Below are 14589 nucleotides of genomic sequence, written 5' to 3' on the forward strand. Positions count from 1 at the left end.
TTCGTATCGTGCGATCCCGGCAGGCCCAAGGCTGAAAAGTACTGGGCATGCATCTGTGAGGCGACGGATTGTAGCCAGCCAGGCTGCCATGCATGGTCACACCCTATGGAGGAGCCATGAAACGATTCTGGAAGTTTCTGCTCGGAGCGGTCGCCGGTGGGGCGGCCACAGTTCTTGTCACCGGTGGATTAATCGTCTTCGATGGTCTGACCGATGACGTGCGTCCCAGCGACGTCGCGGTGGTTCTTGGCTCGAAGGTCAATCCGGATGGCTCGCTTTCTCCTCGACTGACCGCAAGGTTGAGCAAAGCCAGAGACCTTCATCGCGATGGCTTTATTTCTGCAATCATTGTCAGCGGAGGTACGGGCAAAGAGGGCGTTCCCGAAGGGTCGGCCATGAAGCGTTGGCTTGTCGGTCACGATATCCCTGAATCTGCCATTCTCGTTGATGATCAGGGCGTCGATACAATGGCAACGGCTCGCAACGCTGCAGCCATAATGCAGGCAAGTGGCTTCGACAGCGCTATCGTCGTCACACAGTATTTCCACATTTCGCGTACCCGCTTGGCATTCGCGAAGAATGGGCTTCCAGATGTCGGCTCTGCGCACCCCGAATATTTTGAGATGCGGGATCTGTATTCTATCGCTCGCGAAATCCCCGGCTACGCAAGCTATCTGCTAAAATAGAAACGGCCCCCGGATTGCTCCGGGGGCCGTCTCGATAGTCAGTCGTTTGGACCGTCGACTACTCGACGATCTTGGCCACGACGCCGGCGCCGACGGTGCGGCCGCCTTCGCGGATGGCGAAGCGCAGGCCCTGGTCCATGGCGATGGGCGTGATCAGCTCGACGTTCAGCTCGGCGTTGTCGCCGGGCATGATCATCTCGACACCCTCTTTAAGGTGCACGATGCCGGTCACGTCCGTCGTGCGGAAGTAGAACTGCGGGCGATAGTTGGTGAAGAACGGCGTGTGACGGCCACCCTCTTCCTTGGTCAGGATGTAGGCCTCCGCCAGGAACTTGGTGTGCGGGGTGATCGAGCCGGGCTTGCACAGCACCTGGCCGCGCTCGACGTCTTCACGCTTGGTGCCGCGCAGCAGCACGCCGACGTTGTCGCCCGCCTGGCCCTGGTCCAGCAGCTTGCGGAACATTTCCACGCCCGTGCAGGTCGTCTTCTGGACCGGACGGATGCCGACGATCTCGACTTCCTCACCGACCTTGACGATGCCCTTCTCGACGCGGCCCGTGACCACGGTGCCGCGGCCCGAGATCGAGAACACGTCTTCCACCGGCATCAGGAACGGCAGGTCGACCGGACGCTCAGGCTGCGGGATGTAGCTATCGACGGTTTCCATCAGCTTCAGCACCTGCTGCTCGCCGATTTCCGGGTTCACGCCGTCGGTGGCGGCCTTGGCCGAACCGGCGGTGATCGGAATGTCGTCGCCCGGGAACTGGTACGAGCTCAGCAGCTCGCGGATTTCCATTTCCACCAGCTCCAGCAGCTCGGCGTCGTCGACCAGGTCCACCTTGTTCATGAACACGACCAGGGCCGGCACGCCGACCTGACGGGCCAGCAGGATGTGCTCGCGGGTCTGGGGCATCGGGCCGTCGGCGGCCGACACCACCAGGATCGCGCCGTCCATCTGGGCGGCACCGGTGATCATGTTCTTCACATAGTCGGCGTGGCCGGGGCAGTCGACGTGGGCATAGTGACGGTTGGCCGTCTCATATTCCACGTGCGCGGTGTTGATCGTGATGCCGCGGGCCTTTTCTTCCGGCGCAGCGTCGATGTCCGCATAGGCCATCGCCTTGGCACCACCGGCCTTCGCCAGCGTCATCGTGATCGCCGCCGTCAGCGTCGTCTTGCCGTGGTCAACGTGACCGATCGTGCCGATGTTGCAATGCGGCTTGTTACGTTCGAACTTTTCCTTGGCCATGGCCAAATCTCCTTGACCGCCAGCGGGCGGATTGGTTCGTCAAAATATTGGAGCGGGTAGACGGAATCGAACCGACATATTCAGCTTGGAAGGCTGCTGTACTACCATTGTACTATACCCGCGCGGAGACCGCCTCGGCGGTTCAGCCTCGGCAGCCGACCCGATATGGGGACCGGTTCGTCGTTTCGAAAGCGCGTGGTGGGGGAAGTAGGACTCGAACCTACGAAGCTTACGCAGGGGATTTACAGTCCCCCCCCTTTGCCACTCGGGACATTCCCCCAGCGCGTTTTCGAACCGTCGGACCGATGCGCCCTCGACCTTTCGGTCTCGGATGCAACAAAAGCTCTACGTGTCTTGCGTCGCCTGGTTTAGGAGGGGCGCCAGACCCGAAAGCCCTCAGGGCTCCAAATCGGAGGGCGTCTTATAGTGTCGAGAAATCCAGAACGCAACGACCGGAAATCGGGTAAAAAACCGACCTTCGGAAAGACCTCCGCGCCCCGTGCGGACGGACCCCGCAAGGATGCCAAGCCTCCGCGCGACGCCGGTCCGGACCGCAGCGGATGGAATCCCAACCCGACGCCCAAGCCGTTTGATTCGCGGCCGCGACCATCCAGGGCAAAGGCCGATGCCGACAATTTCGTCTGGGGCCGCCATCCCGTGCTGGCGGCCCTGGCCAATCCCGCCCGCAAGGGCATGGGCCGTCTGCTGGCCACAGAGGACCGCGCCGCCGAGCTGACCAAGGGCGACCTGACCCACGGCCACAAGATCGAGACCATCGACATCCAGGCGCTGGACCGCATGCTGCCCCCCGGTGCCGTGCATCAGGGCCTGGCCTTCAAGGTCCAGCCGCTGGAAGGCGTCGCCCTGGAAGACATCGCGGGTGAAGGCGGCGTCATCGTCATGCTGGATCAACTGACCGACCCCCAGAATGTCGGGGCCATCTTCCGCTCGGCTCTGGCGTTCGGTGCCAAGGGCATCGTCGTGCAGGATCGCCACTCCCCCGCCCTGGCCGGTGCCCTGGCCAAGGCCTCGGCCGGCGCAACCGAGCGCCTGCCCTGTGCCCGTGTCACCAACCTCAGCCGCGCGCTGGAGACCCTGGCCGACATGGGCTGGCGTGCCGTCGGTCTGGACGGCTCGGCCGAACAGACGCTGGAGGAAGCATTGGACGGGCGCCCCACCGTTCTGGTCATGGGCTCCGAAGGTGATGGCATCCGTCGCCTGGTCGCCGAACACTGCGACGTGCTGGCGAAAATCCCCATGCCCGGCGGCTTCGAGAGCCTGAACGTCTCCAATGCGGCGGCCGTGGCGCTCTACGAAGCGTCGAAGAAGCAGGCGGGATAACCACCACCGCCAATCCCCTTGGCGCGTTCGCCGCGCCCCGCTAGAGAGCGAAAATGGAATTCGCAGAACTGTTTACCCCCGAAGCCTTGGCCGCCCTGGGCCAGGTGCTGATGATCGATCTGGTCCTCGCTGGCGACAATGCCGTGGCTGTGGGCCTGGTCGCCGCCGCCCTGCCCGCCGAACAGCGCCGCAAGGCCATCCTGATCGGCCTGGCCGCTGCCGTCGTCATGCGCATCGGCTTTGCCCTGATCACGGTCCAGCTTCTGGCTATCGTCGGCCTGCTGCTGGCGGGTGGCGTCCTGCTGATGTGGGTCTGCTGGAAGATGTGGCGCGAACTGCGTGAGCAGGCCACCCACGACCAGGCCGAGGCCGAGGCCGAGCTGGAACTGGCCATGCAGATCGAGCACGGCAAAGGTCCGTCGCCCGAGGAACTGGGCATCAAGCGCAAGAGCTTCGGTGCTGCCCTGCTGCAGATCATGATCGCCGATGTAACCATGTCGCTGGACAATGTCCTGGCCGTCGCGGGTGCCGCCCACGACCACCCCTGGATCATGGTCTTCGGCCTAGTACTGTCGATCGCCCTGATGGGTGTGGCCGCAACCTTCATCGCCAAGCTGCTGACCAAGCATCGCTGGATCGGCTATGTCGGCCTCGTCATCGTCCTGTACGTCGCCCTGCACATGATCTGGGACGGAGCCCGCTCGGTGATCGTCCGCACCGACCGCATGGCCGAGTTCAACAACGCCGCCCCGGCCTGGCTGGACATCACGCCCGAGGAAGAAGCCAAACACCTGAAGGGCATCCGCAGCGAAGACAGCGCCCTGCCCGCCCCTGCGACACCGCAGCCGTCGGCGGCCCCGCCGGTGGCCACCCCGGTCCCTGCCCCCGAATAAAAGAAAGGCCCGGAGCGATCCGGGCCTTTTTCGTTTCAGCGCTGCTGCGCTTCAGCTGTCGCTGCCACCAAACCGTTCGGACCATTCCGCGACCTGGCCATCCTCGATCTTGGTGAAGAGCACGGCTGCGGCGGCCACGGTTTGACCGCGTGGCAGCTGGTCCAGCAGGGCTGCCTCAGCATCGGGCCAGCTCAGATCGGTCGCCCCGACCGTGGCCGCGATTTTCGCCGCGGTGTCCGGCATAACCGGCGCGGCCAGGCGAGCGAACAGGGCCACAAGGTTCAGGCCTGTGCGGACCGCCACACCCGAGCGTTCGACATCGGTCTTGAAGGCGGTCCAGGGCGCTGCTTCCTGCAGGTACTCATTGCCCAGCACCCAGACGGCGCGCAGCGCCACCGCCGCCTTGCGGAACTCCATGGCCTCGAACTGGGCCGTAGCTTCCGCGATGCCGGCCCGCATGTCGGCCTCCAGCTTGATCTCCAGCGGCCCGGGTTCACCGCCGTCCGGCACTCTGCCCTCGAACTTGCTCTCGGCGAACTTGACGATCCGGTTGACGAAATTGCCCAGCACATCGGCCAGGTCCTTGTTCGTCGTCGACTGGAACTGCTCCCAGGTGAAGGCCGCGTCGGAATGCTCGGGGCCATAGGCCGTCAGATGCCAGCGCCAGATGTCGGCGGGCAGCAGCTCCAGCGCCTGATCCATAAAGACGCCGCGCTTCTGCGACGTCGAAAACTTGCCGCCATACCAGTTCAGCCAGTTGAAAGCCTTCAGCGTATCGACCGTCTTCCACGGTTCGCCCGAGCCCAGGATGGTCGCCGGGAAGCTGACGGTGTGGAAGGCGACATTGTCCTTGCCCATGAACTGGACGTAGCGGACGTCGTCCGCCCCCTCGTCCGTCCGCCACCAGTCGCGCCAGGTCCGGCCCGTCGCATCCGCCCATTCCTCGGTCGCGCCGATGTATTCTATCGGGGCGTCGAACCAGACGTAGAAGACCTTGCCCTCCATGCCCGAACGCGGCCCGCCATCCAGTCCGACCACCGGCACGCCCCATTTCAGGTCGCGGGTTATGCCCCGGTCGATCAGGCCTTCGTCCAGATGTTTATAGGCGATCGATTTGGCCAGCGGCTGCCAGTCGCTCTTTGAATCGATCCAGGCCCGGATGTCGTCCGCCAGTTTCGTCTGCAGCAGATAGAGGTGCCGCGTATCGCGCACCTCCAGATTCCGCGAACCCGACACCGCCGAATAGGGATCGATCAGGTCCGTCGGGTCCAGCAGACGCCCGCAGTTGTCGCACTGATCCCCCCGTGCGCCGACATGTCCACAGTGCGGACAGGTCCCCTCCACATAGCGGTCGGGCAGAAACCGGGCGTCATCGACGGAATAGATCATCCGGTCGACCCGCTCCTCGATCAGGCCGCGCTCCTCCAGCACCCGCGCAAAATGCTGGGTCAGGCGCTGGTTGGGCGCATTCGACGACCGGCCGAACCAGTCGTAGCTCAGGCCGAACGCCTCGCCCGCCGCCTTCTGGATCTCGTGCTGCTCGTCGCAATAGGTGCGCACATCCTGACCGGCGGCGGCGGCGGCCAGTTCGGCCGGTGTGCCATGCTCGTCAGTGGCGCAGATATAGAGAACCTCATGACCCTGGGCCCGCTTGAACCGCGCATAGACATCCGCCGGCAGCATGGAGCCCGCCAGATTCCCCAGATGCTTGATGCCGTTGATGTACGGCAGGGCCGAGGTGATCAGGATGCGAGCCATGGGTATCCAGTATCTTGGGGAAGGCGACGGATATAGAGGGCGAGACCACCAACGTCACCTCGCTGTCGGCGCATTAAAACACAGTCCACTGAGTCCACTCAGTCCACATGGCCCGGTCGCTCCGTTTCGACGACAGGCACCCTGCACGAGGTCTGCGACAGAAACGGACGTGGGCGTGCCTTAGGCGGACTTGGGCAGTCGCCGAGCGACCCGGATGAACCGACCCGTAAGCAACACCGAAGACACCAGGCTGGCGATGATCACGGCCCAGACCAGGCCATCGACGCCGATTTGATGGGCCAGCACCCAGCCGACCGGCATCATAATCAGGCTGTAGGCCGCGAAATGCATGATCGTGGGCCACCAGACGTCGCCCGCCGCCCGGTTGGCCGAGGCCGAAACCACCTGAATGCCGTCGGCCACGAAAAACAGCGTGGCCAGCACCAGCGCCGGCACGACTACGGCCAGCAGGGCCGGATCGCGGTTGTAGGCACTGGCCACCCATGACGCCGTCGGCCACAGCATCACGGCGACGATCGATGTCAGAACGGTCACGACCGCCAGTCCGACCAGCCCCGCCCGCATTACGCCGCGCCCGTCGCCTGCGCCATAAGCCTTGCCCACCAGCACTGCCGTCGCCGAGGACATGCCCATCGGAATCATGAAGACGATGGCCGAGACGTTGAGGACAATGGTCCAGGCCGAGGTCTCGATCGCCCCCAGCTGACCGGCGATAAAGGTCATGGCCGCAAAGGCCCCGACCTCGATGAAATAGCTGGAGCCCGCGCCATAGCCGACCTTGCGCTGCTCATGCTCGGCTTTCCGGTCACGTTTCGGCTTGTCGAAGATGCCCAGCGCCCGCGCCTCCGGCATGCGCAAAATGTAAACGATCAGAAACACCGCCAGCGAGGTCCGCGCAAAGAAGGTGGTCCACGCTGCGGCAACGGCTCCATCCAGACCCAGCCCCAGAATGTCCGGCACCAGCAGCAGGTTCAGCACCAGATTGATGCCGTTGGCCACCCACATCGCCCACATCCCCGCACGCGGCCGGTTCATGGCTTCCAGAAAGAACTGTGCCGCCACACTGACCAGATAGCCGGGCATGGACAGTGCCAGAACGATCAGTACCGGGGACGCCCCTTCGCCCAGGCCGTCGGCCAGACCCATGTTCTGCAGCGCCCACGGCCCGATCAGGATCAGTCCCAGCGTCGAAACGATGCCGATCTGCAGTGAATAGACGACGCCGCGCCGCAGCACGCCCCCGACCTCGGCCCGTCGCCCCTCGCCTATCAGTTGGGCCGTCATGACCTGTACCCCCATCATCAGGCCTACGGCGGTCGTGACGATGATGGCGGTCGGGGCCAGGGCAAGGGAGCTGTAGGCCAGCTCGATCCCCGAATAGTTGCCGACGACGATCACGTCGGTCAGCCCCATGGTCATGATGCCGATCCGCGCCATCACAACCGGCCAGGCCAGGTTGAGCAGGTCACGGAGGGTCGAATGGGTCTGTAAGCTGAGCAGGGTCATGGGACGCGGCACAGGCCACGGGGATCGAGCGGGGTCAACATGGTTTCATGCAGGCAGATATAAGGAGAGCTGATTGCTCACCTCCCCATTCGCATCCGGCAAATGGGGAGGACAGATCGGCGCGCAGCGACGATCAGGAGGGGGCGGCTCCGTAAGTGCCGGAGAAGTCTCGAACACGGGTAATGGCGGCCAAGGTCTGCCCCCCCGCGCCGCCCCCTCCTGATCGCTGCGCGATCTGTCCTCCCCATCGGCCTGCGCCGATGTGGAGGTGAACCGCTTCCCCCGCCGCCTCAACCGCCCTAAACCCATCGCATGCCCAAGCTGACGTCCCTGATCGATCCCAACAGCGCCGCCTTCAAGGCCCTGCACGCCCACAACACCGCCCTGAATGCCGAGCTGCGCGACAAGGTCGCCAAGGCCGCCCTGGGCGGATCGCAGGCGTCTCGCGACCGCCACGTCTCGCGCGGCAAGCTGCTGCCGCGTGACCGGGTGGAGCGTCTGCTGGATCCCGGCTCGCCTTTTCTGGAGATCGGGCAGCTGGTCGCCAACGGCATGTATGGCGATGCCAAGGACCCCGACGGTGCACCCGGTGCAGGCATGATCTGCGGCATCGGCCGCGTCTCGGGCCGCGAGGTCATGATCGTGGCCAACGACCCGACGGTGAAGGGCGGGGCCTACTTCCCCCTGACGGTCAAGAAACACCTGCGGGCCCAGGAGATCGCCGAACAGAACAACCTGCCCTGCGTCTATCTGGTCGATTCGGGCGGGGCGAACCTGCCGCACCAGGCCGAGGTCTTTCCCGACCGCGACCACTTCGGCCGCATCTTCTTCAACCAAGCGCGGATGAGCGCACGGAACATCCCCCAGATCGCCTGCGTCATGGGCAGTTGCACCGCAGGCGGCGCCTATGTTCCGGCCATGTCGGACGAGACGGTCATCGTCCGCAACCAGGGCACCATCTTCCTGGCCGGCCCGCCGCTGGTGAAGGCGGCGACGGGCGAAGTCATCAGTGCCGAGGAACTGGGAGGGGCCGAGACCCACGGTCGCCGCTCCGGCGTCGTCGACTATGTGGCCGAGAACGACGAGCATGCGCTGGAGATCGTGCGCGACATCGTCGGCCATCTGAACAGTGTCAAACCCATGCCGCTGGACGTGCGCGAACCGCGCGCGCCCGCGCTTGATCCGGAAGAGCTGTACGGCATCATCCCCGACGACGTCCGCGCGCCCTATGATGTGCGCGAAGTCATCGCCCGCACCGTCGACGGCTCGGAGTTCGAGGAGTTCAAGGCCCTGTACGGCACCACCCTGGTCTGCGGCTTTGCCCGCATCTGGGGCTATCCGGTCGCCATCCTGGCCAACAACGGTGTGCTGTTCTCCGAGGCCGCCGTGAAGGGCGCGCACTTCATCGAGCTGGCGTGCAAGCGCAAGATCCCGCTGGTCTTCCTGCAGAACATCAGTGGCTTCATGGTCGGCGGCAAGTACGAGGCCGAAGGTATCGCCAAGCACGGGGCCAAGCTGGTCACGGCTGTCGCCAGTGCCGAGGTGCCCAAATTCACGGTCCTGATCGGCGGCAGCTTCGGGGCCGGCAACTACGGCATGTGCGGACGCGCCTTCAACCCACGCTTCCTGTTCACCTGGCCCAATGCCCGGATCAGCGTCATGGGCGGCGAACAGGCCGCATCCGTCCTCGCCACAGTCCATAGAGATGCCGACACCTGGACCGAGGATCAGGCCGAGGCCTTCAAGGCCCCGATCCGCCAGAAATACGAGGACGAGGGCAACCCCTACTACGCAACCGCCCGCCTGTGGGACGACGGCATCATCGACCCGGTCCAGACGCGCGACGTGCTGGGCCTCGCCATCAGCGCCTCGCTGAATGCGCCCATCCCGAACACCACGTTCGGTGTGTTCAGGATGTAAGCTGGAAGAAACTCTTCTTCCAATGATGGGAGAAGGATCACGATTGAAGCGTTAGGCCTCCCATGACCGACAAACCCACCCCTACCGACCCCGACATCAACGCCCTGGACATCACCGATGCCGAGGCGGCCGAGATCAACGCCATCTCCCATCCCCTGGTCGCCGACCCGGCCCCGGATGCCAACGACGACCTGATCCAGATCGATTCGACCGTGGACGGCACCGTCTTCGTGACCATCAACCGGCCGCACAAGAAGAACGCCTTCGACGCCGCCACCATCGCGGCCCTGTATGAAGCGTTCGAGACCCTTCACGGCGCGGACAACGTGCGCGTGGTCTTCATTCGCGGCGCAGGCGGCACCTTCTCCGCCGGGGCCGATCTGGGCTGGATGGCCGATGCGGCGCGCTGGAGCGAGGGCGACAATCGCGAAGACGCCATGGGTCTGGCGAAAATGCTCAAGGCCCTGCACGACATTCCGGCCCTGACCGTGGCCCTGGTCGAGGGCGCGGCCATGGGCGGCGGGGCCGGCATCGTCGCCGCCTGCGACATGGCCGTGGCTGTCGAGGGCACGCGCTTCGCCTTCTCCGAGGTCAAGCTGGGCCTCATTCCCGCGACCATCGCCCCCTATGTCGTCGAAGCGGTCGGTGCCCGCCGCGCGCGCCAGCTGTTCCTGACCGCCAACATCTTCGACGCCGACTATGCCGCGCATGCGGGGCTGATCGACATGGTCCTGCCCGAGGGGTCGATCGACGAGTTCATCTCCATGCTGACCGACAGCCTGACCGGAAACGCACCCGGCGCGATGGGCGACGCCAAACGCCTGGTCAACGACGTGGCCGGCCAGAAGATCGACCACGGCCTGATGGAAGAGACCGCCAAACGCATCGCCCGCGCCCGCGTCTCGCCCGAGGGCCAGGAAGGCGTCGGAGCCTTCCTGGAAAAGCGCAAGCCGAACTGGTCACAGTAGGCGTTCGCTCAAGGCCAGTGGCGCAGGGTGAATCGGCCCGCTAGAACGGGTTCATGTTCAAATCCGTCCTTGTCGCCAACCGTGGCGAGATCGCCTGCCGCGTCTTCCGGACCGCCCGCCGCATGGGTATCCGCACCATCGCCGTCTATTCCGAGGCCGACGCCAAGGCCCTACACGTGCGGGAAGCGGACGAGGCGGTCCTGATCGGCCCGGCCCCGGCGCGCGAAAGCTATCTGGATGCCGCCAAGGTCCTGGCCGCCGCCAAGGCCACGGGGGCCGAGGCCATCCACCCCGGCTATGGTTTTCTGAGCGAGAACGCCGACTTCGCCGAGGCCGTGATGGCCGCCGGTCTGGTCTGGATCGGCCCGCCGCCCGCCGCCATCCGCGCCATGGGCCTGAAGGATGCGGCGAAAAAGCTGATGATCGAGGCGGGCGTGCCCGTCACCCCGGGCTATCAGGGCGAAAACCAGGACGCCGCCTATCTGGCCAAACAGGCCGCCGGCATCGGCTATCCCGTCCTGATCAAGGCGGTCGCCGGCGGCGGTGGCAAGGGGATGCGCAAGGTCGACCGGGCCGAGGATTTCGCCGACGCCCTGGCCAGTGCCCAGCGCGAGGGCCAGTCCTCCTTCGGCGATCCGCGCGTCCTGATCGAGAGCTACATCACCCGCCCGCGCCATATCGAGGTGCAGATCTTCGGCGACAGCCACGGCACGGTCGTCCACCTGCATGAGCGCGACTGCTCCCTGCAACGGCGCCACCAGAAGGTGATCGAGGAGGCCCCGGCCCCCGGTATGGACCAGGCGACCCGCGACGCTGTCACCGCCGCCGCCGTCCGCGCCGCCCAGGCCGTGAACTATGAGGGGGCCGGCACCATCGAATTCATCGCCGACGCCTCTGACGGGCTGAAGGCCGACCGCATCTGGTTCATGGAGATGAACACCCGGCTTCAGGTCGAACACCCGGTCACCGAGGCCATCACCGGTGTCGACCTGGTCGAATGGCAGTTTCGCGTCGCGGCGGGCGAGCCCATCCCCCTGAAACAGGCCGACATCCCCCTGAACGGCTGGGCCATGGAGGCGCGGCTCTATGCCGAGGACCCCGCCAACGGCTTCCTGCCCAGCATCGGCAAACTGGAGCATTTCGTGCTGCCCGACGACGTCCGGATCGACACCGGCGTCTATGAAGGCGGCGAGGTCAGCCAGTTCTACGACCCCATGATCGCCAAGCTGATCGTCCATGCCGATACGCGCGAGGAGGCCGCCGGTCGCCTGGCCGTCGCGGCGTCCGAGGTCGAGGTCTGGCCGGTCAAAACCAATGCCGCCTTCGTCATGAAGTGCCTGGACCATCCCCGCTTCATCTCGGGCGACGTGGATACCGGCTTCATTGCGGCGGAAGAGGACTTGTTGATCGCGTCCGGACCAGCAGAGCCCGTGATTGAGGATGCCAGCGACCTGCTGTGGCGGTCTAGAACCGTCAATCCTGAGGATGTTTGGGATTCTGACTACGGTACGTCCGGATTTCGTCTGAACGCGCACCCAAAGCTGGGACATACCTTCTTCATTGATGGTGCGAAGTTTCAGGGGCAAGACAGAAGCGGCCAAGCTGTAGTTGGCTACGGACCCGAGATCGACGGCGGGTTTGTCGTCTTCTATCAGGGCGAAGCTTATCAGGTTTCACGCCATGCTCCTCGCGGTGGTACCGGGGCGGGCACTGCCTCCGACGGCTCCCTCCGCGCGCCCATGCCCGGCAAGATCGTCGCGACCCCCGCCAAGGCCGGGGACACCGTGACCAAGGGTCAGCCCGTTATCGTGCTGGAGGCCATGAAGATGGAACACGCTCTGGTCGCGCCGTTCGACGGCGTCATCGGGGCCGTCAACGCCAACGTGGGTGATCAGGTAGGAGCAGATGCCGTGCTGGCTACGGTCGAGGCGTCGGCCGGGTGAGCCAACCCACCCTGCACATGATCAAGCTCTGCGTCGGCGTGGCCAAGGTCGAGACGCTGGAGCGCCGTGTCGCCAAGGGCGACTGGCTGACGGTCCACACCCGCATGACGCCCAAGCGCGCGCAGGAACTGGAGGACGGCGGCTGCCTGTATTGGGTCATGAAGGGCTCGGTCACCTGTCGCATGCCCATCGCCGACATCACGACCAAGGGCGAGGGCAAGACCAGCATGTGCCACATCCGCCTGCACCCGGAAGTCATCCGTACCGCCCCCCAGGCCCGCCGTCCCTTCCAGGGCTGGCGCTATCTGGAGCCCAAGGATGCCCCGCTCGACCTTTCCACCATGGACGCCGGTGACCTGCCTGACGACCTGGCCAAGAAGCTGAGAGAGATGGGGGCGTGGTAGGGATCAGGTTCTAGGGATTAGGTTCTAGGGGCTAGGGAAGCATGGAAGACTCACGCCATCATGCCGTCTCATCCCGACTTTCCCTAGAACCTAACCCCTAGAACCTAGCCCCTCCCAGATGCCCCCTCCCCGCTCCGACCGGCTTGAAGACGCCCTGCACCGCATCTTCGAGGGCGGGAAGAATACCCGCGCCAGCTGGTTTGCCCTGACCGGCGGCGAAATCCTGTTCGCGGAGGGCACACCCGCCGACACCCTGTACCTGTTGCGCAGCGGCCGTCTGGGCGTCTTCCGACGCGATGCTCATCAGGACCGCCCGCCCGAGTTCGTCGGCGTCATCCGGCCCGGGGAACCCGCAGGCGAAATGGCCATGATGGCGGGCACCGAGCACACCGCCGATGTCGTCGCCCTGCGCGACTGCGAAATCCTGGCTCTGCCCCGCGACGCCTTCTTCGAAGCTGCGCGCAATGAACCCGACCTGATGGTCGAGCTGTCTCGCCTGATGATCCAGCGCGCCCGTGACCGTCGCTCCGGCGGAGGCGAGCCCAGCGTCTTCGGCTTTGTCTCGGCCCGCCAGCGCCCCATCCGCGCCTTTGTCGAGAGGATCGCCGCAGCGATTCAGGCGGATGGCTTTACCTGTCAGGTCATCGACCACTCCGCCCTGACATCCGCCGCCGACTGGTTCAGCCGGGTCGAGGATACGCACGACTATGTGCTCTATGTCGCCGAGCTGGACGAGCCCGCCTGGGCTGCACTCTGCGCACGCCAGGTGGACCGCGTCTTCGTCGTCGGCAACGGCCTGCTGGCTCCGCCCAACCGGCCGATGCCGCATGCCGGCGTGCTGGATGCCCAGCGCCGGACCGACCTGATCCTGATGCGCGATCCGCGCATGAAGCGGCCCGCCAATACCGCCGCCTGGATCGACGCCATCCAGCCCGGACGGTGGTTTCAGGCCGTGGAGGGCGCCACGGACGATGCGGAGCGCATGGCCCGCGTCCTGACCGGCAGCGCGGTGGGCGTGGTCTTCTCCGGGGGCGGAGCTCGCGCCTATGCGCACATCGGAGCGCTGCGCGCGCTGCACGAGGCGAAGGTGCCGATCGACTTCGTCGGCGGCTCCTCCATGGGGGCGGTGATCGCCGCTGGCCCGGCCCTGGGCTGGACGCAGGAGGAGCTGGAGGCCCGCATCCACCGCGCCTTCGTGGTCAAGAACCCGCTGTCAGACATCACCTTTCCCATGCTGGCCATGACACGGGCGGCCAAGGTGGATCAGTTGCTGATCGACGCCTATGGCGACATGGACCTGGCCGACACGGCGCGGCCCTTCTTTGCGGTCTCGACCAACCTGACCAGCGGCAAGATCGAGGTCCATCGGCGCGGCATGATGCGCAAGGCGATGCGGGCCTCCATCGCCATCCCCGGCCTGCTGCCCCCCATCGTCATCGACGGCCAGGTCCTTGTCGATGGTGCCGTTCTGAACAACCTGCCCACGGCGGTCATGCGCCAGATGAACAGCGGTCCCGTCATCGGTGTGGACATGTCCCAGGCGCGCGGCGTGGATCCTCAGGTCATACTGCACCCGCCATCCGTCTGGCGCTTTCTGGCCACCGGAGCCTGGCGTCGCGGCCCTCCAATTGTGTCCATCCTGATGCGTTCGGCGACCCTGACCACGGATGCCGAACTGGAGGTCTCACGCGGGGCCACCGACATCCTGGTCCAGCCCAGGCCAGAGGGTACCGAAATCCGGGACTGGAAGAGCTACGAGCCGACTGTGATGGTCGGATACCAGGCGACACTGGCGGCTCTGTCCAGAGTCGATGGCCCCATCACCGCCATGCGACAGAGAAAGAGCAGACGGGGCTAAGGGCCAGCGCCAGTGTGGGCCAGGTTTTGGGGACGGCCTCGG

The 14589-nt window shown here is 65.3% G+C and carries 11 protein-coding genes and 2 tRNA genes; 8 read left to right on the forward strand and 5 right to left on the reverse strand.

All coding sequences use genetic code 11. From position 1 onward, the window contains the following. The first annotated feature begins 116 nt into the window (after window positions 1-116). Complete coding sequence (locus tag AC4PRM_RS01550) at window positions 117-686, forward strand: YdcF family protein (protein ID WP_492038531.1); 570 nt, start codon at window positions 117-119, stop codon at window positions 684-686. Between the two features lie 58 nt (window positions 687-744). Here AC4PRM_RS01550 and tuf read toward each other — a convergent pair whose 3' ends face one another. The 3 genes from tuf to AC4PRM_RS01565 form a co-directional block, all read right to left on the reverse strand. Further along, complete coding sequence (gene tuf / locus AC4PRM_RS01555; RefSeq protein ID WP_373255587.1) at window positions 745-1935, reverse strand: elongation factor Tu; 1191 nt, start codon at window positions 1933-1935, stop codon at window positions 745-747. Window positions 1936-1983: 48 nt separating this feature from the next. Beyond that, window positions 1984-2057, reverse strand: a tRNA-Gly gene (locus AC4PRM_RS01560). Between the two features lie 74 nt (window positions 2058-2131). After that, window positions 2132-2215 (reverse strand) — tRNA-Tyr (locus AC4PRM_RS01565). A gap of 146 nt (window positions 2216-2361) precedes the next feature. On the opposite strand from AC4PRM_RS01565, the gene rlmB reads away from it, so the two are divergent. After that, window positions 2362-3276 carry a 23S rRNA (guanosine(2251)-2'-O)-methyltransferase RlmB gene (gene rlmB / locus AC4PRM_RS01570; protein ID WP_373255769.1) on the forward strand — a complete coding sequence of 305 codons (915 nt, stop codon included), beginning with the start codon at window positions 2362-2364 and terminating at the stop codon, window positions 3274-3276. A gap of 53 nt (window positions 3277-3329) precedes the next feature. Continuing rightward, a complete protein-coding gene (locus AC4PRM_RS01575) occupies window positions 3330-4169 on the forward strand; it encodes a TerC family protein (protein ID WP_492038532.1) in 840 nt (279 codons plus the stop codon). Between the two features lie 51 nt (window positions 4170-4220). Here AC4PRM_RS01575 and metG read toward each other — a convergent pair whose 3' ends face one another. Together metG and AC4PRM_RS01585 are read right to left on the reverse strand one after the other, a co-directional pair. Next, complete coding sequence (metG, locus tag AC4PRM_RS01580) at window positions 4221-5927, reverse strand: methionine--tRNA ligase (protein WP_492038533.1); 1707 nt, start codon at window positions 5925-5927, stop codon at window positions 4221-4223. 180 nt (window positions 5928-6107) lie between these two features. After that, window positions 6108-7454 (reverse strand): MATE family efflux transporter, encoded by a 1347-nt coding sequence (locus AC4PRM_RS01585; RefSeq protein WP_492038534.1) that lies wholly within the window; start codon window positions 7452-7454, stop codon window positions 6108-6110. A gap of 312 nt (window positions 7455-7766) precedes the next feature. Between AC4PRM_RS01585 and AC4PRM_RS01590 the strand changes: the two genes are divergently transcribed. The 5 genes from AC4PRM_RS01590 to AC4PRM_RS01610 all read left to right on the forward strand — a co-directional run bounded on the left by AC4PRM_RS01590 (window position 7767) and on the right by AC4PRM_RS01610 (window position 14547). Continuing rightward, a complete protein-coding gene (locus tag AC4PRM_RS01590; protein ID WP_492038535.1) occupies window positions 7767-9374 on the forward strand; it encodes a carboxyl transferase domain-containing protein in 1608 nt (535 codons plus the stop codon). A gap of 62 nt (window positions 9375-9436) precedes the next feature. Then, window positions 9437-10342: an enoyl-CoA hydratase-related protein gene (locus AC4PRM_RS01595; RefSeq protein WP_492038536.1), complete on the forward strand. Its 906-nt coding sequence runs from the start codon at window positions 9437-9439 to the stop codon at window positions 10340-10342. 53 nt (window positions 10343-10395) lie between these two features. Then, window positions 10396-12285: an acetyl/propionyl/methylcrotonyl-CoA carboxylase subunit alpha gene (locus AC4PRM_RS01600; protein ID WP_492038537.1), complete on the forward strand. Its 1890-nt coding sequence runs from the start codon at window positions 10396-10398 to the stop codon at window positions 12283-12285. A 17-nt stretch (window positions 12286-12302) separates the two neighbouring features. Further along, window positions 12303-12689, forward strand: a complete 387-nt coding sequence (locus tag AC4PRM_RS01605) for a DUF1489 family protein (protein ID WP_373256770.1) — start codon at window positions 12303-12305, stop codon at window positions 12687-12689. Between the two features lie 118 nt (window positions 12690-12807). Continuing rightward, window positions 12808-14547, forward strand: a complete 1740-nt coding sequence (locus tag AC4PRM_RS01610; RefSeq protein WP_492038538.1) for a patatin-like phospholipase family protein — start codon at window positions 12808-12810, stop codon at window positions 14545-14547. Window positions 14548-14589 lie beyond the last annotated feature (42 nt).

The organism is Brevundimonas sp. DW-iso22 (assembly GCF_058725425.1).

Excerpts from the sequence above, each read along its gene's own strand:
- AC4PRM_RS01590 (WP_492038535.1), top strand. The coding sequence starts at position 7,767 with ATGCCCAAGCTGACGTCCCTGATCGATCCCAACAGCGCCGCCTTCAAG.
- AC4PRM_RS01575 (WP_492038532.1), top strand. The coding sequence starts at position 3,330 with ATGGAATTCGCAGAACTGTTTACCCCCGAAGCCTTGGCCGCCCTGGGC.
- AC4PRM_RS01550 (WP_492038531.1), top strand. The coding sequence starts at position 117 with ATGAAACGATTCTGGAAGTTTCTGCTCGGAGCGGTCGCCGGTGGGGCG.
- AC4PRM_RS01600 (WP_492038537.1), top strand. The coding sequence starts at position 10,396 with ATGTTCAAATCCGTCCTTGTCGCCAACCGTGGCGAGATCGCCTGCCGC.
- AC4PRM_RS01595 (WP_492038536.1), top strand. The coding sequence starts at position 9,437 with ATGACCGACAAACCCACCCCTACCGACCCCGACATCAACGCCCTGGAC.
- AC4PRM_RS01585 (WP_492038534.1), bottom strand. The coding sequence starts at position 7,454 with ATGACCCTGCTCAGCTTACAGACCCATTCGACCCTCCGTGACCTGCTC.
- AC4PRM_RS01605 (WP_373256770.1), top strand. The coding sequence starts at position 12,303 with ATGATCAAGCTCTGCGTCGGCGTGGCCAAGGTCGAGACGCTGGAGCGC.
- metG (WP_492038533.1), bottom strand. The coding sequence starts at position 5,927 with ATGGCTCGCATCCTGATCACCTCGGCCCTGCCGTACATCAACGGCATC.
- AC4PRM_RS01610 (WP_492038538.1), top strand. The coding sequence starts at position 12,808 with ATGCCCCCTCCCCGCTCCGACCGGCTTGAAGACGCCCTGCACCGCATC.
- tuf (WP_373255587.1), bottom strand. The coding sequence starts at position 1,935 with ATGGCCAAGGAAAAGTTCGAACGTAACAAGCCGCATTGCAACATCGGC.